Source organism: Rathayibacter sp. AY1C1 (assembly GCF_002932105.1).
Taxonomy (GTDB): domain Bacteria; phylum Actinomycetota; class Actinomycetes; order Actinomycetales; family Microbacteriaceae; genus Rathayibacter.
In genome coordinates, this window is the sequence record NZ_PSWH01000034.1 from 21,485 (window position 1) to 34,962 (window position 13,478).

Sequence of the window (13,478 nt, forward strand, 5' to 3'; positions counted from 1 at the left end):
CCGGGCCGACGACCGACGCCCACGAACCACGGGAGATCCATGTCCACGCACCGACGGTGCCCCGCCGCCCTCGCCCTCGCCGCCCTGACCCTGCTCGCCCTCACCGGCTGCGGCGCCTCCGAGCAGATCGAGCCCGAGAGCACGGCCGCCGCGGGGGAGGGCACGACTTCGTACCCGCTCATGCTGGACGACTGCGGCACCGCGACCACCGTCACCGCCCCTCCGCAGCGGGTCGTCTCCCTCGACCAGAACTCGACCGAGATCCTGCTGTCCCTCGGCCTCGAGGACCGGATGGTCGGCACGGCCTCCTGGACCGACCCCGTGCTCGAGACCCTCGCCTCCGCGAACGAGAGCGTGCCGCGCCTGGCCGACAACGCGCCCACCTACGAGGTGCTGCTCGGTGCCGACCCGGACTTCGTCACCGCCTCCTTCGGCCGGCACTACGCGCCCGAGGGCGTCGCCTCGCGCGACCGCCTCGCCGAGACGGGGATCGGCTCCTACCTCGCCCCCTCCGACTGCGACAACGGAGCGAGCGTCAACGGCGGGAGCGGCACGCGCACCGTCCCGCTGACCGTCGACGTCCTCTACCAGGAGATCCACGAGCTGGCCGAGGTCTTCGACGTGCAGCAGCGCGGTGACGCCCTGGTCGCGCAGCTGCAGGAGCGTGCCGCCGCCGCCACCGAGGGGGTCGACCTCGGCGGCCGGAGCGTCGCCTTCTGGTTCGCCGACACCAAGACGCCCTACATGGCCGGCGGCTACAACTTCGCCTCGCTGCTCGGCACCACGACCGGCATGACCAACGTCTTCGCCGACCGCACGGAGGACTGGCCCGCCGTCGGCTGGGAGAGCGTCGTCGCGGCCGACCCGGACGTCCTGGTCCTCGGCGACCTGCAGCGCGACCGCTTCCCCGGCGACCGCCTCGACGACAAGACCGCGTTCCTCCGCTCCGACCCGCTGACCAGCAGCCTGCCCGCGGTGCAGGACGGCCGCTTCATCGCGCTCCACGGCGCCGAGATGAACCCGTCGATCCGCTTCGTCGACGGGCTCGAGAAGATCCGCGCCTGGTGGGACGAGAACGGGGCCTCGCTCTGAGCACGCACACGAGCACGGGCGCGGTCCTCGTCCGCCGGGTGCCGCGGGGCCTTGCCGCCGCCGCGCTGGTCGTCGGCGGGCTGCTAGCGCTGGCGCTCTCGGTCGGCGTCGCGGTGACGCTCGGCCCGGCCGACGTCTCGCTCGTGAACGTCCGCGACATCCTCCTCAACCACCTCGGGCTCGCCTCCGTCCCGGTGCGTGCGGCCGAGGACGCGATCGTCTGGCAGGAGCGCCTCCCGCGCGCACTCGTGGCCGCGGCCTGCGGGGCGGGGCTCGGCGTGTGCGGAGTGATCCTGCAGTCGCTGCTGCGCAATCCGCTCGCCGACCCGTTCGTGCTGGGCGTCTCCTCCGGAGCGTCCACGGGCGCGGTGCTCGTCGGCGTGCTCGGGGTCGGCGGAGGAGTGGTCGGGCTCTCCGGAGGCGCCTTCGTCGGCGCGCTGGTCGCCTTCGGCTTCGTGCTGCTGCTCACGCGGTTCTCGGCGGGCGGCACCTCGGGCGTGATCCTGGCGGGGGTGGCGAGCACCCAGCTGTTCTCGGCGCTGACCTCGCTGATCGTGTTCGCTCTCGCCGACTCGGACGAGACGCGCGGCGTGATGTTCTGGCTGCTCGGCTCCCTCGAGGGCATGCGCTGGGACGACGTGGCGCTGAGCGGAGGAGTCGTGCTGCTCGGCTCCGTGGTCTGCCTCGCCGCGGCGCGCACGCTCGACGCGTTCGCTTTCGGGGAGGACGTGGCCGCGTCGCTCGGCGTGCACGTGGGCCGCACCCGCCTCCTCCTGCTGGTGGTGACGGCCCTGCTGACGGCGACCCTGGTGAGCATCGCCGGCGCGATCGGCTTCGTGGGGCTGGTGCTGCCGCACGCCGCGCGACTCGTGTTCGGCCAGCGGCACTCGCGGGTGATCCCCGCGACGATCCTGCTCGGCGCGGTGTTCCTGGTGTGGGTCGACGCCGGATCGCGGGTGGCGTTCGCGCCGACTCCGCTGCCGGTGGGGGTCGGCACGGCACTCGTCGGCGTGCCGGCGTTCATGCTGCTGCTCCTGCGGCGGAGGGGCCGCTCGTGACGCTCGAAGCCGACCGGGTCTCGTGGCGCCGGGGCAGCCGCCTGGTGGTCGACGGGGTCTCGCTCCGCCCCGCTCCCGGCTCGACAGTGGGACTGCTCGGGCCCAACGGCTCGGGCAAGTCGTCGCTGCTGCGGCTGCTGCAGGGCACCGCGGCTCCGGACGCCGGCGTCGTCACCCTCGACGGCGCGCCGCTCCGCTCGCTCCGCCGCCGCGAGGTCGCCCGGGCCGTGGCCACGGTGACGCAGCAGGCCGAGACGGAGGCGGACCTCCCCGTCCGCGACGTCGTCCGGCTGGGGCGGACACCGCACCGCTCCCTTCTGGGCGGAGACACGGCCGAGGACCTGCGCGCGATCGAGCGCGCCCTCGAGCAGGTGGGTCTCGAGGCGAAGGCCGACCACCTCTGGCACACCCTCTCGGGCGGCGAGCGGCAGCGCGCGCACATCGCCCGGGCGCTGGCGCAGGAGCCGCGCGAGCTGCTGCTGGACGAGCCGACCAACCACCTCGACATCCGCCATCAGCTGGAGCTGCTGGCCCTGGTGCGGGCGCTGCCGGTGACCACGGTCGTCGCGCTGCACGACCTCAACCTCGCGGCCCTCTTCTGCGACGCGCTGCTGGTGCTGCGCGAGGGGCGCGTGGTCGCGGGCGGCACCCCGGAGGAGGTGCTCACCCCGGCGCTGATCGCGGACGTCTACGGGGTGCGCGCCCGCGTGATCGTCGACGCCGGACGGCCGCACGTGCTGTTCGACTCCTGAATCCGCTGCCGCATCCTGACCCCACTGCCAGACGATCGTCGATCAGTCAACGGTCTCGTCCGTAGTGAGGAGCGCGTTCTACCGTCGGTGAACCGGCTTCGAGACCTCACAGGAGAGGTCCCCCTCGCGCTGGGCGAGGTGCTCTCCTGACGGAGGGCGATGGACGTGCCGGTGACGACGAGGGGAGTCGAGAGATGTCCAGAGACGACGTGGCACCGGGGCGGTTCGCGCGGTTCGTGAAGTGGGTCAACAAGGCCGACGGCTGGGAGCCGCAGTACCTGCGCGGGCGGGTCGTGGCCAAGAAGGACGGCGAGTGGATCGTCGCGGTCGACGGCGAGGAGCGCCGGATCGTGAAGAAGGAGTGGAGCGTCTACCGCTGACCCTCGGGGAGGACTCGTGATGCTGCCCGACCGGCGCACTCCCGAGATCAGAGAGGCCCGTCCCGGAGTCTTCGTGCTCGAGCTGCGCCGCACCCGCCGCCGGCCCGCCGAGGAGCTGGGCGTCCTGATCCGCGCGGGCACGACCTGGACGGTGCTGGGGCCCGAGGGCGTGCTCTCCGACGTGCCGAGCTTCCACGACGCCGTGGCGGCCCTGCGCGAGTAGCGAGGCACCACCGAGGTACCCGCGGCCCCGCTGAGTCGCCCGAGACGGTCGCCCGCTCCGGCGTGTCGACGACCGTCCCGGGCGCCTCGGCGCTGACGCGGAAGGGGACGGCGCGGCGGTGGTGCTGCCGAGGCGTGGGCCCGCCGCGCCTACAGCTGGCGGCCCGGACGCTGCACGCCGACGACGGTGACGGTCAGCGTCGCGGAAGTGCTCTGCGCGGCGGACGGCGCGGACTCCGAGAGGCGCACGGTCAAGCGGAGGTGGTCGGTCGCTCCGACGGCGAGGGCGGGGGAGCCGGGCAGGTCGAGGCGGGAGGCGGCGGGGCGGTCGGCCGACACGGTGGTGACGGTGCCGGGGCAGGTCGCGGCATCGGCCGACCAGGACAGCGAGCAGCGCTCGATCGCGAGCTGCAGGCCGTCCGAAAGGTCGGTGCCCGTGGCCGTCTGCAGCTGGAGGGCCGACATCGGCAGGGTCCCGGCGTTCGTCAGGTCGAGGAGGCGCCGGGCCGTGCCACCGGGGACGAGGCCCGCGACGGGGACCGGCACGGTCGTCGCTCCGGTGCCGGTGAACGTCGCGATGACGGTGCCGGAGGCGACCCGCGCGCTCACGGAGCCCCGGTCCAGGAGCACGGCGGTGGCGGTGGCGGCGGCGCCGAGGACGAGCGCGCCGGCGACGAGTCCCGCCAGGCCGGCGCGGGAGACCACGCGGCGGCGGATTTCGGGGGAGTGGCGCGGGGCTCCGCGGTCGCGGGAGGACGGCCGGGCGCTGTGCCGTCCGTGCTCAGCGGGCGGACGCAGGGGCTCCGGGGGCGGCGTGCCGTCCGACGAGCGGTGCGCGCCGCTCACGGGGCGACCTCCGCGGGGCGGCGCCAGATGGCGATCAGGAGCGCGCCCACGATGACCGCGCCGCCCGCGGCGAAGAGCGCGAACCGCGCCTCCGGGTGGGCGAGGCCGATGCTCGGCCAGCCCAGCAGCGGCACCACCGAGCTCTCGCGCCAGATCCGCTCGTCCGCGATCGTCACGATCCACGGGTCGGCCGACTCGTTGTTGTCGCCCTTGGTGGTGAGCGCCAGCTGGCCGGGCTCGCGGCCGCGGAGGGCCGCAGCCTCCTCCTCGGAGTAGACGAGGGTGACGCGGTGGATGACGCGGCGGCCCGGATCGTCCGGGTCGGTGAAGACGATCACGTCGCCGGCGCGGATCGCGGCCTGGTCGACGGGCAGGGTGACGGCGAGGGAGCCGACGGGCATCCCGGGCGCCATCGAGTTCGACAGCACCGGCACGAGCCGCACGAGACCGAGCGCGGAGAGGACGAAGACGGCGATGCCGGCGACGGCCACGATCGTGACCAGTCCGCCGAGGAGAGCGCGGAGGGCCTTCACGCCTGCTCCCTCCGGTGACGACGGCGCGCCGCCGCGGCGAGCAGGACGCCCGAGCCGAGGGCGAGCATCCCGCCCAGGAGCGCGGCGCCCAGGTCGCGGCCGGTGACGGCCAGCCCGCCGCCCGCCGCTCCGGGGAAGGAGCCGGGGCCGGGCGTCGCGGAGGGATCCTCCTCCGTCGTGCCCACGAGCACCCGCAGCGACGCCGCCGCGAGCTCGGTCCCGTTGCCGGCCGACTCCGGGAACAGGACGCGGACGCGCACGCCCACGGTGGCCCCGCGCTCGAGCGGACGGACACCGTCGAGCCGGCCGAGCGTCGCCGCGGGTCCGGATCCGAGCGGCATCGCGTCCTCCGGGCAGAGGTAGCGCTCGACCGTGCGCTCCCCGTCGACGACCTCGGCGACCGTGAACGCCGAGTCGCAGAGCTCGACGGACAGCTGGAGGCCGTCGCGCGGGTCCTGCGCCAGCGTCCCTCCGTCGACCGCGAAGGCCACGGAGACCCCCTGCGGCGACAGGCCGGTGCTGGTCACCTCGACCGCCCACTCGGCGCGGTCGCCCGGAGCGAGGTCGGTGAGGGATCCGGGCGCCGAGAGCTCGCGCACGTCGAGCACGCCGACGGGCTCGGCGCTCGCCGCGGGCGCGAGGAGCACCGCCGCGAGGACGGCGACGAGCGCACGGGCGTGGGGCATGGGGACGACTCCGGGAGGAAGGGGGGATGCCTCCGCCCCGCGCCGGTGGCGGCCGGGCAGGACGGAGGCGGTGGGGGACGGTCTACTTCTGGATGCCGGCGCGCTGGATCGCGGCGGCGGTGAAGGTGACCGTGGCGGAGGCGTTCTCGTACGCGTTGTCGGCCGCGGTCGGCAGGACGAGCTCGATGAGCGTGTTCAGCGTCACGTCACCGGCGTCCGAGGGGAAGGTCCCGGTCGTGGTGGGGGTGATGCCGAAGTTCGCCGGGGTGAAGTCGACCGCGCCGGCCTGGCCGCCGATGGACGACAGCTTGCCGGATCCGGTGACCGTGGTGGTCCCGCTGCAGGAGTACGGGCCCGCCGGAGTCGTGGTGGGGGCGGTCGTCCAGGCGGTGGAGCAGGTCAGCAGGCGGTAGTCGAGGCCGTTCGGGCCGGAGACGAGAGACTGGCCGACACGGTTCTGGTCGGTGGTGTCGGATCCCACGACGTCGTTGGTGACGGCCTGCGAGAAGCGCACCGACGAGACGAGGTCGCCGTCGTTGGTGGCGTTCGGCAGGACGATCGTCACCGGGCGCTGGATGGTGTCTCCGGGCGCGATGTCCGTCACGATGAAGGTGCCGTCGAGGTTGATGTCGAGCTGTCCGGCGTCCGCGGTGACGCTGGCGGTCCCGGAGTCGGTGAACACGGCGAAGGCGCCGGCGCCGGCGAGGGCTCCCGCGGCGAGGAGGACGCCGCCGGTGAGGGCGATCTTCTTCCAGGGGCTGCGACGGGTGGGTGCTGTGGTGGTCATGGCGACCGTTCCTTTCTGGTGGGTGGTGCCCGGTGCGGGCGTGGTCTCCCTCACGAGGACACGTGCAGGACGAGAGGGGTGTCGGCGGGGAGGCATCAGCAGCCTCCGGCGGTGGTGACGGCCGGCTGGGCGACGGCGGTCGAGGCGGCGGACGCGACTCCGAGCCAGCGCTGCAGGTCCGGGCGGACCCGCCACTGGTAGCTGCGGCCCTCACCGACCCGGTCGTCGGTGAAGCTCGTCGCGGAGGCGGCGGGTGCCGCGATCACGGTCCAGGGGCCGGGCGTCGTCCCCGCGAGGCGGCGCTCGAGGGTCCAGCCGGTCGCTCCAGCGGCGGCCGACCAGCTCACGAGGGTGCTCGGCCGACCGGCCGTGCAGCTCGCGACAGGCGTGGCGACCACGGAGGAGCTGGTCCAGGCGCCGAGCCCGACCGCTCCGCTCGTGCTGCCGGTGCCGGAGAAGCCGCGCCGGACGAGGGGAGCGGGATCGACCCACACCGTGATCGTGCCGCCCGCCGTGAGCGCGCCGTCCGTGACCGTGTACGCGATCGTCGCGCTCCCGGTCCAGCCGTCGGCCGCGGGCGTGTAGGTGCACGTGGATCCGGAGCAGGAGAAGGTGCCGCGCAGTCCCGCCGGGACGCTCGTGCCGGCCAGGGCGAGGGTCGTGCCCGCGTCCTCGTCGGTGTCGTTCGCGAGCGGAGCGACGGTGACGGCGGGGCCGCCGGTGGTCGCGACCACGCGGTCGGGCCGGGCGACCGGCGCGCGGTTCAGCGCGGTGACGGTGACCGTGACCCGCACGTTCCAGGTGCCGTACTGGCCCGAGAGGGAGTAGTCGAAGACGTCGGTGCCGACGAAGGCGGCGATCGGGCGGTAGGTGCACTGGCCGCGGGTCGCTCCGCTCGCGGCGCAGGAGACGGACCCCTGCACGGGAGTGGCGGGGGCGGGGGTCGCCGCGCCTCCGATCGCCTTCGCGGTTGCCGAGAGCTGCGCGCGCGAGAAGGTCGCTCCGGTCGCGGCGGGCCCGTCGTTCGCGAGCACGTCGATCACGACAGATCCGCCCTGCACGACCGTCGCGGCGTCGGCCGCCGGATCGGGGATCACCGAGATGCTCACCGAGGCCGTGCGGGTGAAGGCCCCGCCGGTCGGGCCGGTCGCCGTCGCGGTGGCGGTGTTGGCGATCGTGCCGGCGGTGACGTCGGCGGCGGTGGTCGTGTAGGCGGCGGTCGCGGTGACGACCTGGCCGGGCAGCAGTCGTCCGGAAGTGCCCGGCCAGGAGTAGGTGAGAGCGGAGAGCCCGCTCTTGGGGTCGCTGATCGCGACCGCGGTGAGGGTGGTGGTGCCGGTGTTGGTCGCGCGGAAGGTGTAGGTCACCACGGTGCCGGCGGCGCTGATGAAGGCGGGGTTCGCGGTCTTGGTGAGCGCGAGGTCGTTCGTGCGGGTGATCGTCACCGTCCGCGAGGCGGTGGCCGTGACGGCGGCTCCCGTCGGAGGGGTGCCGGTCGCGGTGGCGGTGTTGAGGACCTGGCCCGCGTCGACGTCGGCCTGCGTGAGCGTGTACGAGGCGGTCGCCGTGACCGACTGGCCGATCTCGAGGCGCCCGGCGGTCCCCGGCCACGAGTAGGCGAGCGCGGAGAGACCGCTCTTGGGGTCGGTGACCGCGACGGCGCTCAGCCCGGTGTTGCCGGTGTTGGTGGCGGTGAAGCTGTAGGAGACGGTCGAGCCCACGGCGGCGCCGGTCGGGATCGTGCCGTTCTTCGTCAGCGAGATCGAGGGCGCGTAGCGGATCGGCGTGGTGGCCGTGGAGGTCGCGGTGACCGTCACGGGCGCGGCGGCCAGCGTGCGCCCGCTGACCGTGGCGGTGTTGGTGACGGCCGTGCCCTTGTCGATGTCGGTCTGCAGCACCGTGTACGGCGCCGAGGTGAAGGTCGCGCTCGCTCCGGGTGCGAGCTGAGTCGAGGCGGGCGTGATGCCGGTGACCTTCGGGTCGGCGACGGCGACCGTCTGCAGTGTGACGTTGCCGGAGTTGAGGGCGAGGAAGGAGTAGCGGATCTGCTCTCCGGCGTCGGCCTGGGCGTTGCCGTTCGTGTCGGTGAGCAGGGCGGTCTTGGTGAGGGTCAGAGCGGGAGCCGGGGTGGCGATGGGGGCGGTGACGGTGGCGGTCCTGCTCGTGACGGGGGTCGTCGTCACGACGTTCGAGATCGTCTCCGTCTTCGTCGCTGCGACGGTCGCCGTGTTGACGAACGAGCCGGCCACCGCTTCGGCGGCCGTGACCGTATGGGATCCCGTGCAGATGGTGGAGGCGAGCGGGAGCAGGGTCGTCGTCGGACAGGAGATGCTCGCGGCCTTCGGGTCCGTGACGACGATGCCGGTGAGCGTGCCCCGGATAGACCCGTTCGTGACGACGAACTGGTAGGGGATGACGGATCCCTCGGCGTAGGCGACGGGCTGCGTGGTGGTGCGGTCGATCTGCTTGACCAGAGTGATGTCGTCGAGAGTGTTGATGGACGAGACGGAGACGTTGCGGACGAGGTGGGTGTCGTTCGATCCACCGGTGGACGCCGTGAAGCCGAGCTTGTAGGTCGAGGGCGCTGCGGTCGGCATCGTGAACTGCATCAGCTGCGTCAGCGCGGAGGCGGCCATTCCCGCCGAGGTGCCCCAGTAGACCGTGACGACGGGGGAGGCCGTGGCGGACACGGTGATCCGCACGGTCCTGCCGTAGCTCGCGGGCGGATTGCCCGACGAGACGGTGATCGGGGTGCGGACGGAGGTGAGCGTCGGCGGCGGCGCGGCCTGCAGGAAGCAGTAGCCGGTCTGGCCCTGGCCTGCACCGCGGGCGACGATCTGATTCGCGACCTGGCCCTGGCCTGAGCCGGAGGGGCACCCGAATCCGAGTCCGTAGGTGGGCGGGGCGTTGGGTGTCGTGCTCTGCGTGGGAGGTCTGGCCGAGAAGTTCCCGTAGGCGTCGATGCCGATGCCGAGATAGCCGCCGTTCACACCCTCGACGGTCGCGGACTGACCGTAGCCGAGCGAGCCGCCAGGGGCTCCGGCCGCCGTCAGGGACTTCGAGCCGTCCGTGAGGAAGAAGCCGATGCCGTCTGCTCCGAGGAGGCCGAGGGCGGAGCTGTACTGGTACTGGTCGAACTGGACGTCGATGCCGCCCATCGCGGGGATCGGCCGGTTGAAGACCGCGCCGCCCTTGGCGTTGTTCCGGGCGTCGGTGAGCTGCAGGAAGCCCGGACTCGTCGCGGCGGCGGGGGCCTGAGTCCGGTTGGCGCAGACGCCGAGATTCGAGGAGCCGGTCGGCGGAGCAGTGGTCGCCGCCGTGATGCAGGCGCCGTCGAGCGCCTGCCACGCCGGGTCCGCGACGCTGGTGCCGCCGAAGCCCTCTTGAAGGAGGACCGTGGCCGCCGCGGCCCTCGACGCGGGCAGGACCACGAGGACGGCGGCGAGCAGGAGCAGCACGAGGCCGAGGGCGATCGAGCGGTCGTGGCTCGGTCGGGCATGCGCGTTCGACACGGATCGACCTCCACCCGGGGCGCCTCGCCGGGCCTTCCGGATGGAGCTGGATCACGATAGGTCGCGGCTCGGAGTCGCCCTGTCCCCCTGAGACGGGACGTGGGCGGCGGACGACGGACCCTCGATCCGGTCGGCACTCAGAGGGGGGAGAGCAGGCGCTGAACCAGCGCCCAGGTCGTGCTCAGATAACGAGACTCATCCGGGGGTCTCCCGCGAGAGTGTTGACGTGCGCATGGCCCTCGCGCCGGGCGCAACGCGGCCTGGATCCGTGCCAGCCCCGTGCCGCCCCGGTGTCCCGCCACCGGGGCGATGCAGTTCCGCCCCCGTGGCGGGCATCTCCAGAGCAGTGGCGCGAGATAGCGCTCTCACCAGGACCTTCTCCGGATCGCTCCGCTGCTCGACGCCAGGTGGGAGCGCCGCCGCGGGTGTCCCTGAAGTGGGTCTGGTGGTCGCGCGGCGGACGCGGGAGGATGCATTCGCGCCTGCCCGCCCGCACGGTCCCCCGAAGGACCGCACCGCGCCCCCTCCACGGTGGTCCGATCCGGACCGCAGCACCCCCCTCACACCTTCCGGTCAGGCTCCGCCGACCGAGCAGCCCTCTCCACGTCGGGATCCCATGTCCTCTCCTGCGCGCCACAGCCGCCGTCTCGTCCTCACCGGAGCCGCCCTCGGCGTCGGATCCGCCTTCGCCTACGCGATGACCGCGTCCGCGGCGCCCGACTACAGCGTGATCCCGCCGCTGCCCAACGAGCTCGGGCGCAGCGACACGGCGATCTCGCGCGTGGGGAAGAAGCCGTACCAGATCATCGACGTGATGATCGGCACCGACCGCGCGCGGCTCTTCGTCCCGCACACCGCGGTCCCCTCGCAGCGGATCGGCCGGGTCGTCTACTGGTACTACCACGCCAACGGGAGCACCTACGCGGCCCTGTCCGGCGCCTACCAGTACAGCGCCGACCAGGCCGTCGACAAGGGCGTCATCTCGATCTGCCCGAACTACGGCGGCAGCATCTACACGAACAAGCGGGCCGTCGCCATGCAGGTGGACGCGGTCGCCTGGTTCCAGAAGACGTGGCGGATCGGGGCGAGTTTCCTCCGCTCGAACTCCGGCGGTGGCGCACTGCTCTGCTGGGCGTACGGCAACAAGCTGGTCCCCGAGATCCGCGGCGCGTACCACGCGGCCGGCGTCTACGACATGGCCGACATGGCCCGCCGCGACCCGGGGCGCGTCCTGCCGGACTACGACAACGACCCCTCGACGATCCCGGCGACCGACCCCGCGCTGCTGCCGCAGGCCTCGTGGGCGGGGGCGCGGATCCGCACGACCGGCTCGACGGAGGACGTCCTCGTCCCGATCGCCGTGCACGGAGGGGCCTGGGTCGCGCTCGCGAAGCCCGTCGCGAAGGAGGCTGTGGTCCTCTACACGCCGACCGAGGGCGCTCCGAACGGCCACAACGTGCCGAGCCTGACGAACAAGGACATGCTCGACACGTTCGACCGCTGGCTCGCGGAGCAGCCGGTCGTTCCGCTGCCCGACGAGCCCGCCTCGTCGATCCCGGGCGAGGGCACGTACCAGAACTCCTCGCCGCTCATCACGACGGCGGGCACCTGGAGCACGATCTCCTCCTCCGCCGACAGCGGTGGGAGCATCAGCTACTCCAGCTCGGCCGGAGCGTCCGCGAGCTTCCGCTTCTCGGGCACGGGCGTCAGCTGGGTGAGCCGGATGACGGCGACCTCCGGCATCAACGAGGTGCTGCTCGACGGCGTCCTTGTCGCCACCGTCGACCGCTACAGCCCCACGACCCGCTCGGGTCAGACGGTCTGGACGAGCGGGCCGATCGCCGCCGGCACCCACACGGTCACGATCCGCCGCGGGACGACGCGCAACCCGGCGTCCACCGGATCCACGCTGATCCTCGACGCCTTCGTCGTGACCGCGGGGACCGTCTCCACGTCGACGCCCACCCCCACCGCGACGGCGTCTCCGACCAGCACGCCGACGCCCACCGACACGCCCACTCCGACCGAGACCCCGACGGCCACGTCCACGCCCACCCCGACCTCGACGCTGCCGGCGGCGGGGACGTACCAGAACGGAGCCGCCGTCATCGCGACGGTCGGCACCTGGGCGACGCTCTCGAGCACCGCCGACAGCGGCGGCAGCATCTCGTACTCCAGCACCTCCACGGCCTCGGCGACCCTCCGCTTCCGGGGCACGAAGGTCAGCTGGGTGAGCCGGATCACCCCGACCTCGGGCATCAACGAGGTCCTGATCGACGGCGTGCTCGTCGCCTCCGTCGACCGCTACAGCGCCACGAACCGCTCGGCCCGCACCGTGTTCACCAGCAGCACCCTCAGCGCCGGCGAGCACACCATCACCATCCGCCGCGGCAGCAAGCGCAACGCCGCCTCCACGGGCAACTCGCTGATCCTGGACGCCTTCGTCGTCGTGTGAGCCGCTCGAGCGCCCGAGCCGCCCGCGTGATTCCGGACAGAGGACGCGGGCGGGCTCGGGTGGTCGGGTGTTCGGGGGCTCGTGAAGGGGGCCCTTGTCGCTGAGGCGCTCGCTCGGCGCCCACTGCGTCGAGTCGCCCGGGGATGCAGCTTCTTCAGCGTTTCGGGACCATCTCGGGCACCTCAACGGGCCTCGCGCTGGGAGGCCCGTGCGAGCATGCGGGGATGAGAACGCTGATCCTCGGAGGCACGGGCTGGCTCGGCGGGCACCTCGCGGCGGAGGCGCTGCGGCGCGGCCACGACGTGACCTGCCTCGTGCGCGGGACGGCCGTGCCCGCGGGGGCGTCCCTCGTCCGGGCCGACCGCGACCGCGACGACGCCCTCGACGCCGTGGCTGCGGCGTCGTGGGACGCGGTGATCGACGTCTCCTCGACCCCGCAGCACGTCCGCCGATCCGTCCGCGACCTGCGCTGCAGCGCCTACGTCCTCGTCTCGACCACGAGCGTCTATGCGGAGAACGCGGTCGTCGGAGCGGACGAGGACGCCGAGCTTCTCGCTCCCTCCGACGACCCCGCCTCGTACGGCGCCGCGAAGGCCGCCTGCGAGCAGGCCGTGCTGGCCGGATCCGCGCCGTCCCTGATCGCGCGCGCCGGCCTGATCGGCGGCCCCGACGACCCGACGAGCCGCTCCTCCTACTGGCCCTGGCGCTTCAGCGCGCGGCCCGGCCCCGTGCTGGTGCCGGATGCGCCCGGACTGCCGACGTCCGTGGTCGACGTGCGGGACCTCGCCGCCTGGCTGGCGGCGTCCGCTGAGGCGCGGGTGGCGGGCGTGATGAACGTCTGCGGGACCCCCGTGCCGTTCGCCGAGCACCTGGCTGCAGCGCGGAACGGATCGCCCGCCGAGCCGGTCGCCGTGCCGGAGGAGTGGCTGCTCGAGCGCGGCGTCGGCCAGTGGGCGGGCCCCGGCTCGCTCCCGCTGTGGATCGCGGACCCGGACTGGCGCGGCATGAACGCCCGCTCCACGGCACGGGCCGAAGCCGCGGGCTTCGAGCGCCGCGACCTCGCCGAGACGCTGCAGGACGCGGCGGCTGCGCACGTGCCGGGACGCGGCGCCGGGCTGGGGGAGGAGCGGGAGCGGGAGCTGCTGGGGGAGTGGG

The 13,478-nt window shown here is 73.6% G+C and carries 12 protein-coding genes; 7 read left to right on the forward strand and 5 right to left on the reverse strand.

Annotated elements, in window-relative coordinates; genetic code table 11:
* Positions 1-39 precede the first annotated feature (39 nt).
* The 5 genes from C5C71_RS14260 to C5C71_RS14280 all read left to right on the forward strand — a co-directional run bounded on the left by C5C71_RS14260 (position 40) and on the right by C5C71_RS14280 (position 3,505).
* On the forward strand, positions 40-1,092 hold the full coding sequence (locus C5C71_RS14260) for an ABC transporter substrate-binding protein (protein ID WP_104337922.1): 1,053 nt from the start codon (positions 40-42) through the stop codon (positions 1,090-1,092).
* On the forward strand, positions 1,065-2,150 hold the full coding sequence (locus tag C5C71_RS14265; protein WP_104337923.1) for an iron ABC transporter permease: 1,086 nt from the start codon (positions 1,065-1,067) through the stop codon (positions 2,148-2,150). The genes C5C71_RS14260 and C5C71_RS14265 overlap by 28 nt, the downstream gene beginning before the upstream one ends.
* Entirely contained in the window at positions 2,147-2,902 is a 756-nt protein-coding gene (locus C5C71_RS14270; RefSeq protein ID WP_104337924.1) for an ABC transporter ATP-binding protein, read from the forward strand. The genes C5C71_RS14265 and C5C71_RS14270 overlap by 4 nt, the downstream gene beginning before the upstream one ends.
* Positions 2,903-3,096: 194 nt before the next feature.
* Positions 3,097-3,282 (forward strand): hypothetical protein, encoded by a 186-nt coding sequence (locus C5C71_RS14275; protein ID WP_104223398.1) that lies wholly within the window; start codon positions 3,097-3,099, stop codon positions 3,280-3,282.
* 16 nt (positions 3,283-3,298) lie between these two features.
* Positions 3,299-3,505: a hypothetical protein gene (locus tag C5C71_RS14280; RefSeq protein WP_104288615.1), complete on the forward strand. Its 207-nt coding sequence runs from the start codon at positions 3,299-3,301 to the stop codon at positions 3,503-3,505.
* Positions 3,506-3,654: 149 nt separating this feature from the next.
* On the opposite strand, the gene C5C71_RS14285 is transcribed toward C5C71_RS14280, so the two are convergent.
* The 5 genes from C5C71_RS14285 to C5C71_RS14305 form a co-directional block, all read right to left on the reverse strand.
* Positions 3,655-4,209, reverse strand: a complete 555-nt coding sequence (locus C5C71_RS14285) for a peptidase (RefSeq protein ID WP_104315608.1) — start codon at positions 4,207-4,209, stop codon at positions 3,655-3,657.
* 137 nt (positions 4,210-4,346) lie between these two features.
* Positions 4,347-4,883: a signal peptidase I gene (locus C5C71_RS14290; RefSeq protein ID WP_104223395.1), complete on the reverse strand. Its 537-nt coding sequence runs from the start codon at positions 4,881-4,883 to the stop codon at positions 4,347-4,349.
* On the reverse strand, positions 4,880-5,569 hold the full coding sequence (locus C5C71_RS14295; RefSeq protein ID WP_104288616.1) for a sortase: 690 nt from the start codon (positions 5,567-5,569) through the stop codon (positions 4,880-4,882). The genes C5C71_RS14290 and C5C71_RS14295 overlap by 4 nt, the downstream gene beginning before the upstream one ends.
* 82 nt (positions 5,570-5,651) lie before the next feature.
* Positions 5,652-6,356 carry a TasA family protein gene (locus C5C71_RS14300; RefSeq protein WP_104226366.1) on the reverse strand — a complete coding sequence of 235 codons (705 nt, stop codon included), beginning with the start codon at positions 6,354-6,356 and terminating at the stop codon, positions 5,652-5,654.
* 95 nt (positions 6,357-6,451) lie between these two features.
* A complete protein-coding gene (locus tag C5C71_RS14305) occupies positions 6,452-9,868 on the reverse strand; it encodes an Ig-like domain-containing protein (RefSeq protein WP_104337925.1) in 3,417 nt (1,138 codons plus the stop codon).
* A 616-nt stretch (positions 9,869-10,484) separates the two neighbouring features.
* Between C5C71_RS14305 and C5C71_RS17670 the strand changes: the two genes are divergently transcribed.
* Positions 10,485-12,323, forward strand: coding sequence for a hypothetical protein (locus tag C5C71_RS17670; protein ID WP_181027253.1), 1,839 nt, complete (start codon positions 10,485-10,487; stop codon positions 12,321-12,323).
* 224 nt (positions 12,324-12,547) lie between these two features.
* Positions 12,548-13,478, forward strand: a 931-nt coding sequence (locus tag C5C71_RS14315; protein ID WP_104337926.1) for an NAD-dependent epimerase/dehydratase family protein, incomplete at its 3' end; no start/stop codon positions are given.